Genomic DNA, 16,215 nt, shown 5'->3' on the forward strand with positions numbered 1-16,215 from the left:
AGCCCTCCAGAGCCGATGGTACTCCGCGGGAAACCGCGTGGGAGAGTAGGTCGCTGCCGGATTCTTTTTGAGAGAAGCCCTCGTCGCCTCGTGCGACGGGGGCTTTTCGCTTTTGTGCGTCTGGAGTCTCCGACGCCGCGAGGAGGCCCCGTGCCCGCTTCGGCCGCCAGGGCGTCCGCGGGCTTGGGCTTGAAGCCACTCTCGAGCGCTGACGGCCTTGCGCGGCTTCAGGGCACTCGCAGCACCACCTTGCCCACCGTCGCGCGCGACTCCAACCGCTGGTGGGCTTGCGCGGCTTCCTCCAACCCCACCACCAGCCCCAGCTTCACGCGCAGCTGCCCTCCCGCCAGTGCGCTTCCCAGCGCCTCGCGCGCCCGCCGCTGCAGCGCGGCCGGGTGTGGCGTGCGCAGCCAGTACGCGCTGACCTTCAACGACTTCGCGTACAGCGTCTCCACCTCTACCGCCGCTGGGGGCCCGCTCGCGCTCCCGTACGCCACCAGGTGCCCGAAGGCCGCCAGCGACTCCAGGCTGCTTGCCCACGTGCTGGCACCCACGGAGTCCAGCACCACCTCCACGCCAGCTCCTTGCGTGACGGTGCGCACCCACTCAGCGACTGAGGCGGTCCCTCCGTAGACAAAAACCTCATCGGCTCCGGACTCGCGCGCGAGCTTTGCCTTCTCCTCGCTGGAGACCGTTCCGAGCACTGTCGCACCTGCTTGTTTCGCGAGCTGGATGGCCAGGAGTCCAACTCCTCCCGCCGCCGCGTGAATCAACACCCGCTGGCCCTGCTGAAGCTGCGCCGACGTGTGTATCAGGTGCCAGGCCGTGAGCCCCTGGACCAGCAGCCCCGCGGCCTCCTCGAACGAGACGTGTTCAGGAAGCTCGAGCAGCTCCTCTTCGGTGGTTGTCGCGAACTCCGCGTAGCTGCGCGGCGCGAGGGCCACCACCCGGCGACCCACCCACTTCGCATCGACCCCTGGCCCCACCCCGTCCACGATGCCGGCGGCTTCGCTTCCGAGGATCCTGGGCAACGGCGAGGTCGCGTCATACAGGCCGCGACGCCGCTCCGTGTCCGCGAAGTTCACCCCCGCGGCCTCCACCCGGATGCGGACCTCGCCCGGACCCGGAGTTGGCTCGGGTACTTCGTCCAGGCGTAGCACTTCCGGCCCCCCTACCTCGTGATAGCGAATGGCTTTCATGCGAAGCCTCTAACGGCGCGCCTTGTTTCATGCCGCTGCTCTCACCGCCGGCTCGAACTCGCCGCTTCCAAGTCCCTCCTCGAACGAGACGCGGCTCGTGCTTCGTCTCCCCGGGCCCGTCTCGGGCAGCGGAGAAGAGGCTCGTGCTTCCTCCCCCCAGGCTCACCTCGGGCGGCAAGACGAGGCTCGTGCTTCCGTTTCCCCAGGCTCGCCTCGGGCGGCAAGACGAGGCTCGTGCTTCCTCTCCCCAGGCTCACCTCGGGCGGCAAGACGAGGCTCGTGCTTCCTCTCCCCAGGCTCGCCTCGGGCGGCAAGACGAGGCTCGTGCTTCCTCTCCCCAGGCCCTCATCGGGCGAAACGAGCCTCGTACTTCTTGCGAGGACCGGCTCAGGTCCGTTGAGGCTGTCGGTGTTCCGCTGTCGTTGGTGCACGCGGCGGAAAAAGAGACGGAACAGAGGAAGGAACGCCTCGTGTGGCTGGCCTCGCCCCACGTGGCTTGCTTGAGTGGTGGCCCCCTTCACGCAGAGGAGCCTCCCGCATGAAGCTGCTTCGTCCCTCGCTCGGTGTTCTGCTCGCGGCCGGATTCTTCGTCACGCCCATGAGCTCGGAAGCCGCCACGGTTCGCCTTGGGCTCGGAGCCGACTATTGGATTGATCAGAGCGCGGCCTTCAGCTTCCTGCTCGGCGTGGAAGGCCGTATCACCGGACCAATCTCCGTCGGAGCCCGCTTCGGCGCGGCACTCATCACGGATGGCAATGACGTGGGCATCCCCCTGGACCTCGTCATTCGCGCCAACATCACCAGCGCCAAGGTCTACGTAGAGGGGCTCGTGGGCCCTTGGATCGTCATGGGCCGAGGAGACGCGCTCCGAGCCCATGCGGCCTTCGGCTTCGGCCTCCAGGGCAAGGCGGCCAGCATCGGCGTCGAGGTGGGCTACCTGGAACCCGACCCCGTCATCGGTCTGCGCCTGGGCTACAAGTTCTGACCCCTCAGTAATGGGGCGGACGCTCGTGCTGCCGGGCATCCACCAGCCCGGGCTCCGCCTCCAGCTTCTTCTTCAGCATGTCCAGCTCCACTCGCAGCGCTTCGATGACTCGCTGCTGCTGATAGATCACGTCGCTCAGTTCCTGCAGCGTCTCCTGCTGCTGCATGTAGCGAATCTCCAGCTCGGCGATGCGCTTCTCGTCCATGGGGCCTACCCTTACCCCGGAGAAGCCCTCGTCGTCCCCCCTCGTCCCACGCTCCCGTCTCGCCATGAACGTCCAGGAACACCTGCAGAGGGCTCGTGAGCTCCTCGCTCGAGGACAACCCGAGCTGGCCGAGTCCGCGCTCAGCGATGCCATCGATGCCTCCGTCGCCGCGGACGACCTCATCCTGCTGACACAGGCCCGCTTCGCGCTCGGAGAGTTCCTCTTCCAGCAACAGCGCGACGACGAGGCGCTCGCCTACCTCCAGGCCGTTGTCCGAACCGAACGCGTCGATGGCGCCGTGGACCCGGAGGTCAAGGCCTCCGCCCGGATGCTTCGCCAGATTCGAGGAATCGAGCCTCGGTGAACACGGCCGGAGTCTCGGCTCAGGGAATGCTGCACGACTGTCGAATCAGCTCCATCCGCCCCGAGAAGCGTCGCTCCAGGTCCATTCGCGTCAGTCGCGCGTCCTCAATGAGCCTCGCCTGGAGCTGAAGCGCGCAGAGTGCCGCGAGTGACTTGGGGCTTCCCAGGTCCAGTCGGTCCGCCTGCCTCAACGCGTCCTGCGCGGCATCCAGCTCCCCCACGCGAACCAACGCCAGCCCCAGCTCGAACTGCGCGAGCGAGAGTCGGGGGTCTTCCTGCGTCGCCTTCCGGAACACCGCCACCGCCTCCGTGTCCTTCCCGTCCGCGCTCAGCACCAGGCCTTGCTCCACCAGCAACCGCGCCCGGGGCACCTTGCCTTGAAGGGCCGCGAGCACGGACAGCGCCTCCGAAGGCTGCTCGGCCGCGCGCAGCAGTCGCACATACCGCAAGCCAATGAGCGGATCCGCGGGCGCCTTTCCAAACGCGGCCTTCATCGCCTCGCTGGCTCCCACCACGTCTCCACTCTTCTCCTTCAGCTCCGCTCGGAGAATGTCTGGTCGCGCGTCACCAGGTGCCACCTGGACCGCTCGCTCCAGTGAGGCGCGCACACAGCGCTCCATCCGCTCCATGTCGCAGATGCGCGCGAGCAACAACTGTGTCTCCACCGCCGCCGGCTCCCGCCGCTCCGCCTCCTGGGCCAGCTCACGGGCCTCGGCGGGCGCGCCTTCGAGCAGCAACTCCGCGGCCTCCCGCAGCTCGGCGGCGGTCGCCTTCGGATGCGCTCGCAGCGGAAGCAGCAGCTTCACCCGCGCCTCCACGCCCTGCGTCACCCGGGCGATGGCCAGCTCCTGCTCGGGCATGTTCCTCGGCAACAGGAGCGGGATGAGGTGAAGCAGCACCGCCACTCCACACACAATCACCATGCCGCGCAGGCCTCGTCGGCGCCCGGGGTGGGTGACAGCCGCGTCGGCGCGCGATGAAGGCGCGTCCAGCGGCTCCTGTTGCCCTGCTTCCGTCCTTCGCACTTCCCGTCTCCCCGAGCAGGCGTCGCCGCTCACACCGCGCGAAGTCGGGTCCGCAGCCCTCGGGGCAGCTCCACCCCGCAGCTCCAGCACAACTCGAAGTTGCCGGGGTTCTCCTCCCGACAGCCCGGGCACTCCACCGTGCGCGACGCTTCCTCTTCGTCCTTCTTCAGCTCCGCCACCACTTCCCGCGCTTGCTCCACGTCGCCGGGAAGAAGCCAGAGCTCCACCCACGTCTCCCCGCTCGGAATCTCCCCGCTCAGTGGAACGAGGGCTTCGCCGCGCACCTCCACGGACATTCCCTCGGCTTCCAGCGTTCCCGCCAGCAACCGCGCCTCTCCCACCGTGCGGTGCACGGAAAACTGCACACGCGTCATGTCTCTCTCTTCACAGAACGCGGGGCGCTCGGCAACCACACCCTCCCTCCTGCTCGTGCCTTCACTCACCGCTGCCCGCTCGTCTGCTTATTGTTCATGCTTTGTCACATGTCACCTGGACCGCGCGCACCTCCTTCTCCCGTGTTTGCCTTTCACCGCGAGTCCAGGTGAAGATCCGCGCCGACGGGCTGTCGCCTCGAGAGTCTCCCTGCGCTCCTGTCATCCGGTGTGTGAAGCCTTTGTCCAGGAAGCGAGACGCCGTCCGATGCGTGCGCACGCTCTCCATTTCCGACTGGCCGCCCTCGCGCGCCCCGTGTGGGCTCGGCACGGGGTGGCCGTGCTCTGCGCGGGTTCCGCCTGGGCGCTGCCGTGGGTGCTGGGGCCTCTTCCCGCGTCCCTGGGGGTCCTCTGCTCCATCGCAGCGGTCCTCGTCGCGGCGCTCGTCGGTGGCGCGGGCCCCGCCTGGCTGGCGACGCTGTTGGGCTCGTTCGCCGTGGCCTCCAGCGCCTCCCCGAGCCCTGTCGCCACTGTCGCCTTGGAGATCGCCCTGTTCCTCGCCGTGGGGGGACTCGTTGGCCTCCTGGCGCGGCGGCGCTCCATGGGGACTGGCGCCATCGGGTCTTCCTCGCTTGAACGCGCGCCCGCTCCGTCGCACGAGGTGCTGGAGGCTCGCCTGCTGCGGAGCCTGGGCGACGCGGTCCTGGCCACGGATGCGAATGGCATCGTGCGATACCTCAATCCCGCCGCCGCGCAGCTGCTCCAGTGTCCAGAAGAAGAAGCTGTCGGAGCCCCCCTGACGAAGGTGCTGCGCTCCCGACCTGAATCCGGCTCGTTCCCCATCCGTCACCCGACGACGCCCGCGTCGTGGTCCCAGTGGCCGCGCGCCTTGAAGCGACGTGACGGCGGAGAACTCCCCATCGAGGAGTGCATCGCACCGCTCAAGGGGCGCGACGGTGAGGACCTCGGCGCGGTGTGGATGTTCCGCGATGCGACCTCACGTCGGCAGCTCGAACTCGAACGCGCGCAGTTGCTCGCGCGCGAGCATGCCGCGCTGGGCGAAGCCCAGGCTCAACGCGAGCGCATGGAGTCCCTCTTCCTCCAGGCCCCCACCGCCATCGCCGTCTTCCATGGCCCCGACCATGTCTGCGCGCTGCTGAATCCCCAGGCTCGCGCCCTGCTGGATGTCGATGGCGCCGCCATCGGCAAGCCGCTGCGTGACGTCCAGCCCTCGCTGGACCCGGGCATGCTGCGCCTCCTCGATGAGGTCTATCGCGAAGGGAGGCCCTTCTCCGGTCGCGAAGTGCCCCTGGCGTCCGCCTCGCCCTACGTCACCCCCTCGCTCTCCCGACAGCAGCGGTTCCATGACTTCACCTGGCAACCGTGGCGCGATGCTCGCGGCGTCATTCAGGGCGTCATGGCCGTGGCCGTGGAAGTCACGGGGCTGGTGGTGGCTCGGCGCGCGGCGGAGGACCTGGCTCGGGACCTGCGCGAGGCCGTCCAGGCCCGTGACGAGTTCCTCTCCATCGCCAGTCACGAGCTGCGCACACCCATCACTTCCGTCCAGCTCCAGCTCCAGTTCCTCCTTCGCGCGGCACCCGCCGTGGATGCCGAGGGCACCGTCTCACTCGTGCACCGTCGGGTCGACGCCACGCTGCGCTCCGTGGCTCAACTGCATCAGCTCGTCGCGACGTTGCTCGATGTGTCCCGCATCCGCGCGGGGCGGCTCGACCTGCATCGCGAGCCAGTGGACCTGTCCTCGCTCACGCAGGACCTGGTCTCCCGCGTCCAGGAGGATGCGGCGGGCGCGCGGTGCTCGGTGCGACTCGTCGTGGCCGAGCCCCTGGTCGGCTCCTGGGACCGCGTGCGCGTGGAGCAGGTCATCACCAACCTGCTCTCCAATGCCTTCAAGTACGGCGCGCAACGGCCCGTGGAAGTCCACGTCACCCGGGAAGGAGACTTCGCGCGGCTGAGCGTGAAGGACCAGGGGATCGGCATCGCGCTCGAGGACCAGTCGCGCATCTTCCACCGCTTCGAGCGCGCCGTGTCCCAACGTCACTACAGCGGCTTCGGCCTGGGCCTCTGGATTGTCCGGCAGATTGTCGAGGCCCTCCACGGCGACATTCGCGTGGAGAGCCGACCCAACGCCGGCGCGACCTTCATCGTCCGGCTGCCCCTGGAGAGCGTCGTCACCGCCGACGCCTCCGCGTGAGAAGGGCCGTGCTCGTGCCTCGGCTACTCTTCCTGACGAAGCTGGTGCGGTAGCACCGCGTGCGCGTGTCGTGGCGCCCTGGCGTGCAGCTCCCGCGTCAGCAGCGCATCCAGCTCACCGAGCAGGGCGTCGTAGTGCGGCCCCGCTCCGTGCGCGGGCAGTCGCTCCGTGGCCAGGCGGACCCGGGGTGACTCTTCGTCCTCGAAGGCGAGCGTCACCGCGAGGCCATCCGGCCCTCCCGCTTGGGGAACGAGCACCGCGGGCGCCGGCTGCCGAGTCGCCTCCTCCAGAAGAGGTGCCAGGCTTCGCGCCTCGTGCGGAGTGAGGTCTCGCTCCGATATCACCTCTCCCTGCTCCAGGACCCACAGGTGCTTGAGTCCTTCCACCCTCAGTGCCTGGGCCGCCGTGTTCGTCCGGCCGCTGCGCTCATAGGTCATCGTTCTCACGCCCATCACCTCCGTGGGAGGGAGGTAGGCACTCAGGCGCGCATCGCCATCCCCGCACGTGCGAACGGAGGCCCGCAACGCCGGGGACCCACCGCGCGGACGTACGCTTCATGACAGCGTGGCGAGCCCGCCGTTCGAGTGTCCCTTCGCGAGCCCCTCTCTACGGTGCGGCCCTCTCGAGCAACTGTCTGCTCGGGACTCCGGAGGACTCGTCCATGGGCAACAAGGGAAGTGGCAAGACGCCGAGCGCGAATGACCAGCGCTCCGATACGAAGAATCCCAACAACCCGTCGCAGAAGTCCGCGCAGGACAACCGCTCCAACCAGATGAACCCGAACCACGGGGGCAGCAAGAGCCCCCCGTCCACGACTCCAGGCGGCATGCCTGGCGGCAATGGGCGTCCCGACCCGTCGAAGAACAATCACTGATTGCGTGAGTCGTCCCATCTCCGGCCGGACCAGCGAACCGGAGATGGAACGACGGGGGCCACTGTGTCCCGGTGGCCTTGCTTCAGCGTGCCTTGGGCGAGCACTCGCCCTCGCCACGGAAGTGGCCCGCGGTGCGAACCAGAGCCGTGACGAAGTCGCGCAGGTTGCGCACGTTGCCCGCGCCACCCGTGCCGTACTGCTCCGCCGGCAGCTCCGTGAGGTCCACCGTCGCCAGTTCCTCCAGCGTCACCACACCGTCCGGACCCGCGATGCCCAGCCTGTCCGCCGCCGCCATCGCGTCGAAGCGCATCTTCGCGTCCGGCGACTGGAGGTCATCGAAGAAGAGGTGGTCGCCGTGGATGGTGAGCTGCACCGTCTCCTCGCCATCCTTGGGCACCGTCACGCCCGCGCCCAGTTCCGGGCTCTCGCAGCGCTCGTAGAGCGTGTTCGTCTTGAAGCCCCAGTCGAACTGCTTCGTCACGCCACCCTTCGTCGCGGTGCCCACCACGAGCAGGCTGAGGCCCTCCGTCTTCATCCGCTCCACGTCCTGCGCGTCCGCGTTGCCCGCCACGGCGCTCGCCACCGGGGCAATCGCGTAGCTGATGTCGTCCCACTCGCGCGCGTCCAGGTCCTTGAAGGACTCCACCACCACCGGTCCCGGCTTGTGCACGTCGAACACGCGGGCCTGCGTCTGCTGCGCGGCCACGTCGTCCTGCGTCTTCACCTTCACCTCGCTCAGCACCACGACGAACTTCGAGAAGCGCACCGTCCAGCCGTCGACGAAGCCCGCTTCCTCGCCCACCGCGGCGGGAATCTCCTTCTCGATGTAGTCCTCGCCGTAGGTGGTGAACGTCACGTTGCCCGTGCCGTCGCTGCACGCGACGAGTCCCAGGCACGACAACCCCAGCATCCAGTTCTTCATTGCACGGCTCCTTCTTCCCACGTCACCACGTAGGCGGTTGTGTCTTCCACGCCCCGCAGCAGCGCGTTGCGCGCCTGACTGTCGGCGGGGAAGGTGTAGACGCCATCCGCGTCCGGGTCGGTCGCGGTGGCGAAGTCGATGCGGTCCATCCACTTCCTCAGGTCCACGGAGATGCGCACCCGGCCCATCTCCGTCCCGAGGGACTTCTCGAAGCGCACTCCGGCCACCGGCTTGGGCAGGTCCGCGTCCACATCGAAACGCACCTGGCCTCCATCCGGGTTCGTCGCCGTGCCGACCACTCGCACCGCGTGGCCCTTCAGGACTCCCTGCGCGTCCGTGGGCGTCGCGAGCGTCAGCTCCAACGAGCCGTACTCGCCCGTCACCGCGCTCGCCGTGCCCATGACGCTGACACCCCCGAGCAGGTCCACCGTGTGCGTCTCCAGCAGTTCGCCCAGCGCGTCGCCCGGCACGTAGTGGCCCGGATGCGCGTGCGCCGTCCCGCCGATGAGCGAGTACCAGTCGAAGCGCGGCGTGGCGCGGCTCGACAGCAACACGCGGCCCTCGAAGAAGCGCACCGGACCCACGGAGACGTGCGCGGAGTCGAGGACGATTCGCCACCCTCGCTCGTTGGGCTCCTGTGACAGCGTCGCGGCTGTCACCTCCACGGGAAACGCGCGGCGCTCCGCCTCGCTGCCACAGCCGAACGACAGGGATGACACGGCGGCCATGGCCACCGCGCTCTTCAGCATGCGTCCGCGATTCATAGATGGACCTCCAAGGTGAGCGAGGCCATCCGAGGCGACCCCGCGGTGAAATGTCTGGCCGGCACGAGGCTGGCCGGTGCGCTCGGGTTGAAGCGCGAGCTGTAGACGAACTCGCCATCCCTCCAGCGCGAGTCGAGGAGGTTCCTCACCTCCAGCCGCAGGCCCAGCTCTCCCCGGCGCAGCCCCATCTCCGCGTCCGCGAGGAACACCGCCTGGCTGCGCTCGTCGAAGGGCAGGGGACGCGGACCGAGGAACGTCAGGCCCGTGCCGATGGAGAACAGGGTGCCCTCTCCACCCAGCCACTCCACCGGGCGCTCCCAGCCGATATCCGCCCTGGCGACGAGCGGCGCGAAGTAGGGCAGCAGCGTGTCCGTCGCCGTCACGTAGGCGTGCGCCACGGTGCCACTGAGCGCCGCGACGATGCCGGGCAAAGGACGCGCCTGGAGCGACGCCGTCACTCCCGAGCGCAGCGTCTCGCCCGTGTACACGGTGGTGCCCACCGTGTGGTCGAAGAAGAAGTCGTTCTCCACCTGCGAGCCGAAGACACTGAGCTGCGCGGCCCAGCGCTCGCCGTCCTTCCTCGCGCCCACTTCCGCGCCGTGCACGGAGACGAAGGGGGCCCGCTCACCTTCAGACAGGCTGCGCGCCTGCGGAGAACGGAAGCCATCGCCATAGCTGGCGAACAACCTCCACGCATCCGCGCCGTCGGACAGCGCGTACTCCACGCCCGCCTTCGCGCCCAGGTGCACTCCGAAGGCACTGCGTGAATAGCCCTGCCCGTCATAGAAACGCGGGTCCCGGAACGCGAGCGCGTCGAAGACCTCCACGCCCAGCGCGTCCGCTCGACCGCCCAGGCGCAGCGCCCAGCGACCGAGCGCCATCCTTCCCTCCGCCCAGCCCCAGACGTTCGTCTGCGTGAAGCGCGCGTCGATTTCGTCGGAGAAGAACGTGCCGTCCGACTCGCGATAGCGACGCTGCGATTGCTCCACGCCGTCTCGCCGCGCGCCCAGGCCCAGCTCCAATGTCACGGGGCGGCCGAACGCCGTCACGCTTCGACGGTGCTCCGCTCGTGCTCCAAGCACCGTGGCGTCGTTCGTCTGCTCCAGTCCGTCACCCCGGTCGTCCACCCGGTAGCCGGTGAAGTTGTTGCGCAGGCGCAGGTCCGAGATGATTCCGAAGAGCTCCAGCTTCGTGCGGCCCTTGCCTGCTCGGGGCAGGTCCACGCCGAGCAGCAACTGGTGGCGGGACACCGTGCCTCCCTGGCGCGGCGTGGACGCGGAGAAGAAGTCGCTGGTGCCCGTGAGCAGGTCGTCCTCGCGCACCACTCCGGGCGAGTCGAAGCGCGTGACATAGCTGCCGCCGAGCGCTCGTACCGTGAGCCCGTCTGCGAGTCGCGCCGTCGCCTGCGCGAGCAGGGATGCCCGGCCGTAGCCTCGCTGTGTGCCGTAGCCCTTGCCCTCACCGAGCTCCACCGCGGCGAAGGTTCCCGGGTCGTCTCCGGGGCGCACCGTGGCCACGAGGCGACGCTGGCGGTACTGCCCCAACGTGCCCGCGAAGTGGACGCCCTGCTCCTTCACTCCCAGGTCCATCCGCACCGAGCCGGCGACCGCGAAGTCACCCTGTGACGCGCGATAGGAGCCCTCGGTGACTTCGATGGACTGGACGACCTCGGGGATGACGAAGTTGAGGTCCGCGTAGCCCAGCGCGTGAATGTGGCTCACCTCGTTCACTGGCAGGCCCGCGACGTCCAGCTCCACGTCCTGTCCGTGCAGCGCATCGAAGCCGCGCAGGAAGAGCTGGTGGGCCTTGCCCTCGCCACTGTGCTGTGAGGCCACGAGGCCCGGGATGGCGCGCAGCAGGTCGACGGCGCTGCTGCGGGGTGCCGCGTCGAGGATGTCCCGGCCCAGGGTGACTTCTGACGCGCTTCGCGCGGTCCTGGTGCCTCGGACCACGGTGCCTGGTGCTGGCTGTGATTCGGGTGTGCCCGCGGTGGCGGTGTCCTGGCTCGCGGGGGGAGTGCTGGCTTCGTCTTGCGATGCCGTGAGGGGGCTAGGGGCCGCCTCACGCTCATCCGCGGGGAAGGTTGGCGCGGAGGTGGCGTTGCCCGACGCCTCGGACTCCTGCTTGCCGTCGGCCGTACCCCCGTCTCGGGAGGCTTCGTGCTCACGCGTGGCTTCCGTGTTCGTCACACGGAGGGGCTCGGTGGTGGACGCAGCCTCCGTGCGCACGGAGGACTCCTGCGCCATGGCGACGCAGGGCAGGCACAACGCCAGGAGTGGGGTCGACAATACGGCCAGGACACGCACGGACATGGAGACACCCACGGCTGGACGGCCACGCTCCGCGCCCTCGTGCACGCGGACCTCGCGTGACACCGCTGGCTCATCGTCGTGACAGCCCGCCGTCGTGGAGACGGGAAGCAATGTGCGAGAACGCGTGAACCACCCCGTGCTCACCTCGCGCACGACGTGCACGAGAGCACCGGGCTCACGCTCGAAGGATTCGGGTGATGATTCGCCGACCCCGGACTACGGGCCTTGTGGCATCGCCGTCGGTCGCGGCGACGCTCCGGGCGCGACAGCTGGCCCACGCGCGACTTCGGTCACCCACGAGACCCAGCGCACGGCGGGTACATGGACCATGGCCCACGTCGTCGCCACCGCGCTCAGGTGCTCCACCGAGCCTGTCAGGTGCTTGTGTCCATCCTGACCGTGACCCTCACGCCGATGACCGTCGGTCTCCCGTGGCCTCTCCGGCGACAGGGGCGACACAGCTCGGGCCCCGTGCGTGTGTGCCTTGTCGCCATGGGCGTGGACATGCGCTGCCCCTCCCAGTCCTCCCGCATGACCCACCACCGCATGCAACACCGGCGCGACGGCAAGCCCGTACACCAGGACCATCAGGCCCAGGCTCGCGAGGTCTCGTCGGTCGTGGGGATTCAGCAAGGCTCGGTCAGCGGGTGGAGAGGACGGTGGCCGCCTCCTACCCGGCTTCCTCCATGCACGCAAGGCAGCGACCGACGTGATGCCCGCCATTCAGCACAATGAATGACATGCAGGCTTGCTCGCGTGAACGAGCACCACACGCGCTGGCATCGGCAGGTCGCAGCGGTGGCCGTCGCGATGCCGATGATGACGAGGCTGGAACCCTCAGCGATGCCGCGGAGCGTGTCTCCCGCGACGACGGACCGACGTCGATGACCCGCGCGGGACGACGCTGTTTCACTGTCCTCGTCCGGGTGCGGCGGTCCCGGTGTGTGACGCGCGGTGAGATACCCATGTCGGCGTGCTATACGGACAGGGCCCGTCGTCCGGATGTCTGGCGCGGCATCGTGCGCTCACAACACCCGTGGGTGAGGGCAGGGGCCTCCGGGCCCAGGTGCGCCCGCGCGGCGTCGGCGCCACGGTCCGTGGGCTCCCTCGGCCCCGCCCCCCTCCAGGACGAGCCTTCCGCCTTCACCGCGTCAGTCCACCCAGGAGGTTGTCCACCATTCCTCCCTCGCGGATGTGGGTGCTGTGGTCCGCTTGACGCGCCGCATTGATTCCCGTGTCACCGGGGGCGGACCGTTATTACAATCCGCGTGTGCGTTCTGAATCCGCGGCGCTTCGCCAGCAGTCCACCGAAGGGGTCATCCCACCGACGAAGCCTCGCTCCGAGCGGCTGAAGTCCCTGGCCACCGAGGAGTTCGATGTCCTCGTCATCGGAGGTGGCGTCACCGGTGCCGGCACCGCGCGCGATGCCGTCCTGCGCGGCCTCAAGGTGGCGCTCGTCGAGCGCGAGGACTTCGCCAGCGGCACCTCGAGTCGCTCGTCCCGACTCATCCACGGAGGCCTGCGCTACCTCGAGCACGGCCACCTGGGCCTCGTCTTCGAGTCCAGCATCGAGCGCCAGCGCCTGCTCAAGCTCGCACCGCACCTGGTCCGCCCGCTCGCCTTCGTCTGGCCCGTCTATGCCGGCGCCCGCGTGCCTCGCTGGAAGCTCAACGCGGGCCTCATGCTCTACGACGCCCTCTCCCTCTTCCGGAACGTGAAGGGCTACAAGCGACTCAACCGCGAGCAGCTCCACGCCGCCGAGCCCGCCCTTCGCACCGACGAACTCAAGGGCGGCGCCCGCTACTACGACGCCGCCACCGACGACGCTCGTCTCACCCTGGCCAACGCCCTGGGCGCTTCCGAGTCCGGCGCCGTCGTCCTCAATCACGCCTCCGTGCAGCGTCTCACCGTCGTGGACGGCCACGCCCGAGGCGCCGTGGTGGTGGACCACCTCACGGGCCAGGAACTCACGGTGCGCGCTCGCGCCATCGTCAACGCCACCGGCCCGTGGAGCGATGAGATTCGCAAGCTCGATGCCTCCGGCGGCAACGTGCACGCGGTGCGCGGCAGCAAGGGTGTCCACATCTCCGTCCCTCGCGAGCGGCTGGGCAACCATGATGCCCTCACGCTGCTGTCCCCCAAGGACGGCCGCGTCATGTTCGTGCTGCCCGCCGACGGCTTCACCATCATCGGCACCACGGAGACGTCCACGCGCGCCCACCCGGCCGAGGTGCGCGCCAGTGAGACCGATGTCGCGTACCTCCTCGAGTCCGCGAACGCCTTCTTCCCCGAAGCCCACCTCACCCGCGCCGATGTCGTCAGCGCCTGGGCCGGCATTCGCCCCCTCTCCGCCACCGGCTACCATGGAACGCAGGCCGACCCGGGCAGCGCCAGCCGCGAGCACCACATCGACGTGAGCCCCACCGGCGTGCTCGCCATTAGCGGCGGAAAGCTCACCACCTACCGCGTCATGGCTCGCGATGTCGTGGACGCCGTGGAGCGTCAGCTCGGGCAGCCTCGTCGCAAGTCGCCCACCGAGACGCTGCCGCTGCCCGGCGGAGACATCCCCCGCATGGACGCGGAGCTCGCCGCCGCGCGGGAGACCATCGGCGACGCCGCCACCGCCACCCACCTGGTGCGCGCCTATGGCAGTCGCTGGCGCCGGGTGTGGGACCTCACCCGCGAAGACGCCTCGCTGGCCCGGCCGCTCGCCGAGGGCCTGCCGTACCGCGCCGCCGAGGCCGTCTGGGGTGTCACCCACGAGTTCGTCCACTCGCTCTCCGACCTGCTGATCCGCCGACTCAAGGTCGGCTTCGAGACGCGGGACCTGGGCCGTGGTGCCGCCCAGGTGGCGGCCGAGGTCATCGCACCTCGCCTGGGGTGGGATGCCGCGGAGACCCAGCGGCAACTCGACACGTATGCCTCCGACGCGCTGCGTATCTTCGGTGTCGACAGCGCCGAGTCCTGAGTCGGTCGAAGTCGCTCGCCCAGCGTTCGCCGGTTCACGCCTGCGTGTCTCACTCCGTGAGAGAGACGTCTATCGCCTGACAGGCCCGCGAGCGGCCGGACGGCCAGCGTGCTTAACTTGCGCCCGGGGACTGGGAAGCGATGTGCTCCCGTTCACCCCGGCCGATGCATCCACGCCGGCGCTGATGACGTACCTGTCCGCTGGCCGGGATGCGCAAGGAGAACGACGATGAAGCGTTGGGTCTGGCTCGGGTTGCTCGGTGGGGCGGTGGCGTGCACCAAGGTGCCAGAGCGTCCTCCCGTGGAGACCGAGGACGTTTGTCCCGGCACCGAGGAGATGTCGCTTCCCACGCGCTCACAGTCGTCGCTCGACGCGGAGGACGGCTCGGAGTCGGTGCTCATCACCTTCCGCCCCCGGGTGTCCGCCAGCGCCATGGCGAGCACCGACGCCTTCGCCGAGGACGCGCGACGCGTGGGGGCCCACGTCAGCCACCGCTTCCCCCGCATCAACACCATCGCCGCGAACGTGACGCCCGAGGCGCGCGCGGCGCTCGCCAACAATCCGGACGTGCTGAGGGTGGAGCCCAACCGCCCGGTGCACGCGTTTGGAATGCCGAGCCTCTCTCCCTCGCTGTGGCAGGGCGCGCTGCCCCCCAACACGCGCGGCTCCACCGGTGAATACACCGACGGCTTGAAGGCCGTGCAGGCGCCCCAGGTCTGGGATGCCAACGGCGACGGTGAGCTGGACGTCGGCGCTCCGTCGGGCACGAATATCAAGGTCTGCATCATCGACAGCGGCTGGGACAGCCGGCACCCGGAGCTCGCGGCCGCGTACATCGGCGGCAAGGACTTCCTCGACGGAGACGACGAGCCGCTGGACCAGGGCAAGGTGGACGGCGTGCTGCAGTGGGGCGGCGGTCACGGCATGCACACGGCGGCCACCATCGCCGCGCAGCTCGGCGCGGGCGCGCACGTGCGCCCCGGTGAGGAGCCCAACGGCGTGGCGGGCGTGGCGCCCACCGTGTCGCTGCTCGTCGCCCGTGTGCTGAACGTCAACGGTGACGGCAACACGGCGAACGTCATCGCCGCGATAGACTGGTGCGTGTCGCAGGGCGCGAACATCGCCTCGCTGTCGCTCGGGTCGGTTGCCGACTCGGACGCGGAGAAGCTCGCCTTCGAGAAGGCGCAGGAAGCGGGCGTGCTGGCCATCGCGGCCACGGGCAACCGAGGCACCAACGAGACGTCCTATCCGGCTGGCTACGACACGGTGATTGCCGTGGGCGCGGTGGACTCCAACAGCGCCTGGGCGCCCTTCTCGCAGTACGGCGACTTCGTGTCGCTGGTGGGGCCGGGCGTGGGCGTGCTGAGCGCGACCATCGTCGGCGGCGCGCCGTACGGTGATGTCCAGGCCGCGGGGACGCGCTACGCTTCAGAGCCGCTGGAGTACACCGCCGTCGGCGTCTACACGGGGAAGATGGTGTACTGCGGCCTGGGCGAGCGCGTGTCCTCGTGCGGTCAGGGCGCCACCTGCGACGGGTTCGTGGCGCTGGTGGACCGGGGCGGCGGCATCCTGTTCCAGGAGAAGGCGCGCAACGCCATCCGCGCGGGCGCCAAGGCCATCATCATCGGCAACAACACCACCGAGGGTGGTGGGGGCTTCACGCTCACCGACCCCGCCGAGTACTGGGTGCCGACGACGGCCGTCACGCTCGCCTCCACCAACACCCTCAAGGGACTCGCGGGTCAGGACGTGACGGTGGACGTGTCCGGCCTGGACTACCTGCGGCAGTCGGGCACGTCCATGGCCACCCCGCACGTGGCCGGCGTCGCGGCGCTGGCGTGGAGCGCGTGCCCCGCGCTCACCAACGTGCAACTGCGCGCGGTGCTTCAGGAGAGCGCGCACGATTTGGGCGACACCGGCAAGGACCAGAAGTTCGGCTACGGACTGGTGCAGGCCAAAGCCGCGGTGGACCTCGCGAAGCTGCGCTGCCCGTCGCCCGCGCCGTGAGTCGCGGG

Annotated in this window: 14 protein-coding genes; 6 read left to right on the forward strand and 8 right to left on the reverse strand. The window is 69.3% G+C overall.

The window, feature by feature from the left end; translation table 11 throughout:
* Positions 1-227 precede the first annotated feature (227 nt).
* Entirely contained in the window at positions 228-1,199 is a 972-nt protein-coding gene (locus FJV41_RS12900; protein ID WP_141642760.1) for a quinone oxidoreductase family protein, read from the reverse strand.
* Positions 1,200-1,737: 538 nt separating this feature from the next.
* On the opposite strand from FJV41_RS12900, the gene FJV41_RS12905 reads away from it, so the two are divergent.
* The gene (locus FJV41_RS12905) at positions 1,738-2,184 is read left to right on the forward strand and encodes a hypothetical protein (RefSeq protein WP_141642761.1); all 447 of its coding nucleotides are present in this window, start codon (positions 1,738-1,740) and stop codon (positions 2,182-2,184) included.
* A 4-nt stretch (positions 2,185-2,188) separates the two neighbouring features.
* On the opposite strand, the gene FJV41_RS12910 is transcribed toward FJV41_RS12905, so the two are convergent.
* Entirely contained in the window at positions 2,189-2,389 is a 201-nt protein-coding gene (locus FJV41_RS12910) for a SlyX family protein (protein ID WP_141642762.1), read from the reverse strand.
* A gap of 64 nt (positions 2,390-2,453) precedes the next feature.
* Here FJV41_RS12910 and FJV41_RS12915 point away from each other — a divergent pair, with 64 nt between their 5' ends.
* Entirely contained in the window at positions 2,454-2,753 is a 300-nt protein-coding gene (locus tag FJV41_RS12915) for a YfgM family protein (RefSeq protein WP_141642763.1), read from the forward strand.
* 19 nt (positions 2,754-2,772) lie between these two features.
* Here FJV41_RS12915 and FJV41_RS12920 read toward each other — a convergent pair whose 3' ends face one another.
* Positions 2,773-3,777, reverse strand: coding sequence for a tetratricopeptide repeat protein (locus tag FJV41_RS12920; protein WP_246137176.1), 1,005 nt, complete (start codon positions 3,775-3,777; stop codon positions 2,773-2,775).
* Between the two features lie 29 nt (positions 3,778-3,806).
* Positions 3,807-4,151 (reverse strand): putative signal transducing protein, encoded by a 345-nt coding sequence (locus tag FJV41_RS12925; protein WP_141642764.1) that lies wholly within the window; start codon positions 4,149-4,151, stop codon positions 3,807-3,809.
* Positions 4,152-4,416: 265 nt separating this feature from the next.
* On the opposite strand from FJV41_RS12925, the gene FJV41_RS12930 reads away from it, so the two are divergent.
* Positions 4,417-6,360 carry an ATP-binding protein gene (locus FJV41_RS12930; RefSeq protein WP_181790601.1) on the forward strand — a complete coding sequence of 648 codons (1,944 nt, stop codon included), beginning with the start codon at positions 4,417-4,419 and terminating at the stop codon, positions 6,358-6,360.
* A gap of 23 nt (positions 6,361-6,383) precedes the next feature.
* On the opposite strand, the gene FJV41_RS12935 is transcribed toward FJV41_RS12930, so the two are convergent.
* Positions 6,384-6,806: a hypothetical protein gene (locus FJV41_RS12935; RefSeq protein ID WP_141642766.1), complete on the reverse strand. Its 423-nt coding sequence runs from the start codon at positions 6,804-6,806 to the stop codon at positions 6,384-6,386.
* A gap of 215 nt (positions 6,807-7,021) precedes the next feature.
* Here FJV41_RS12935 and FJV41_RS12940 point away from each other — a divergent pair, with 215 nt between their 5' ends.
* Entirely contained in the window at positions 7,022-7,234 is a 213-nt protein-coding gene (locus FJV41_RS12940; protein WP_141642767.1) for a hypothetical protein, read from the forward strand.
* Between the two features lie 82 nt (positions 7,235-7,316).
* On the opposite strand, the gene FJV41_RS12945 is transcribed toward FJV41_RS12940, so the two are convergent.
* Genes FJV41_RS12945 through FJV41_RS12955 form a run of 3 tightly spaced genes read right to left on the reverse strand, consistent with a single transcriptional unit; the run spans position 7,317 to position 11,232 of the window.
* Positions 7,317-8,156 (reverse strand): hypothetical protein, encoded by an 840-nt coding sequence (locus tag FJV41_RS12945; protein WP_141642768.1) that lies wholly within the window; start codon positions 8,154-8,156, stop codon positions 7,317-7,319.
* Positions 8,153-8,920 (reverse strand): hypothetical protein, encoded by a 768-nt coding sequence (locus FJV41_RS12950; RefSeq protein WP_141642769.1) that lies wholly within the window; start codon positions 8,918-8,920, stop codon positions 8,153-8,155. The genes FJV41_RS12945 and FJV41_RS12950 overlap by 4 nt, the downstream gene beginning before the upstream one ends.
* Positions 8,917-11,232: a TonB-dependent receptor domain-containing protein gene (locus FJV41_RS12955; protein WP_254628002.1), complete on the reverse strand. Its 2,316-nt coding sequence runs from the start codon at positions 11,230-11,232 to the stop codon at positions 8,917-8,919. Before FJV41_RS12955 ends, FJV41_RS12950 begins: the two co-directional genes overlap by 4 nt.
* Before the next feature lie 1,270 nt (positions 11,233-12,502).
* Between FJV41_RS12955 and glpD the strand changes: the two genes are divergently transcribed.
* The gene (gene glpD / locus FJV41_RS12965) at positions 12,503-14,200 is read left to right on the forward strand and encodes a glycerol-3-phosphate dehydrogenase (protein ID WP_141642771.1); all 1,698 of its coding nucleotides are present in this window, start codon (positions 12,503-12,505) and stop codon (positions 14,198-14,200) included.
* A 228-nt stretch (positions 14,201-14,428) separates the two neighbouring features.
* Complete coding sequence (locus FJV41_RS12970; RefSeq protein WP_141642772.1) at positions 14,429-16,207, forward strand: S8 family serine peptidase; 1,779 nt, start codon at positions 14,429-14,431, stop codon at positions 16,205-16,207.
* The last annotated feature ends 8 nt before the right edge of the window (positions 16,208-16,215 follow it).

The organism is Myxococcus llanfairpwllgwyngyllgogerychwyrndrobwllllantysiliogogogochensis, assembly GCF_006636215.1.
GTDB classification, from domain to species: Bacteria; Myxococcota; Myxococcia; order Myxococcales; family Myxococcaceae; genus Myxococcus; species Myxococcus llanfairpwllgwyngyllgogerychwyrndrobwllllantysiliogogogochensis.

Excerpts from the sequence above, each read along its gene's own strand:
- FJV41_RS12950 (WP_141642769.1), bottom strand. The coding sequence starts at position 8,920 with ATGAATCGCGGACGCATGCTGAAGAGCGCGGTGGCCATGGCCGCCGTG.
- FJV41_RS12900 (WP_141642760.1), bottom strand. The coding sequence starts at position 1,199 with ATGAAAGCCATTCGCTATCACGAGGTAGGGGGGCCGGAAGTGCTACGC.
- FJV41_RS12970 (WP_141642772.1), top strand. The coding sequence starts at position 14,429 with ATGAAGCGTTGGGTCTGGCTCGGGTTGCTCGGTGGGGCGGTGGCGTGC.
- FJV41_RS12905 (WP_141642761.1), top strand. The coding sequence starts at position 1,738 with ATGAAGCTGCTTCGTCCCTCGCTCGGTGTTCTGCTCGCGGCCGGATTC.
- FJV41_RS12930 (WP_181790601.1), top strand. The coding sequence starts at position 4,417 with ATGCGTGCGCACGCTCTCCATTTCCGACTGGCCGCCCTCGCGCGCCCC.
- FJV41_RS12915 (WP_141642763.1), top strand. The coding sequence starts at position 2,454 with ATGAACGTCCAGGAACACCTGCAGAGGGCTCGTGAGCTCCTCGCTCGA.
- FJV41_RS12910 (WP_141642762.1), bottom strand. The coding sequence starts at position 2,389 with ATGGACGAGAAGCGCATCGCCGAGCTGGAGATTCGCTACATGCAGCAG.
- FJV41_RS12925 (WP_141642764.1), bottom strand. The coding sequence starts at position 4,151 with ATGACGCGTGTGCAGTTTTCCGTGCACCGCACGGTGGGAGAGGCGCGG.
- FJV41_RS12945 (WP_141642768.1), bottom strand. The coding sequence starts at position 8,156 with ATGAAGAACTGGATGCTGGGGTTGTCGTGCCTGGGACTCGTCGCGTGC.
- FJV41_RS12940 (WP_141642767.1), top strand. The coding sequence starts at position 7,022 with ATGGGCAACAAGGGAAGTGGCAAGACGCCGAGCGCGAATGACCAGCGC.
- FJV41_RS12955 (WP_254628002.1), bottom strand. The coding sequence starts at position 11,232 with ATGTCCGTGCGTGTCCTGGCCGTATTGTCGACCCCACTCCTGGCGTTG.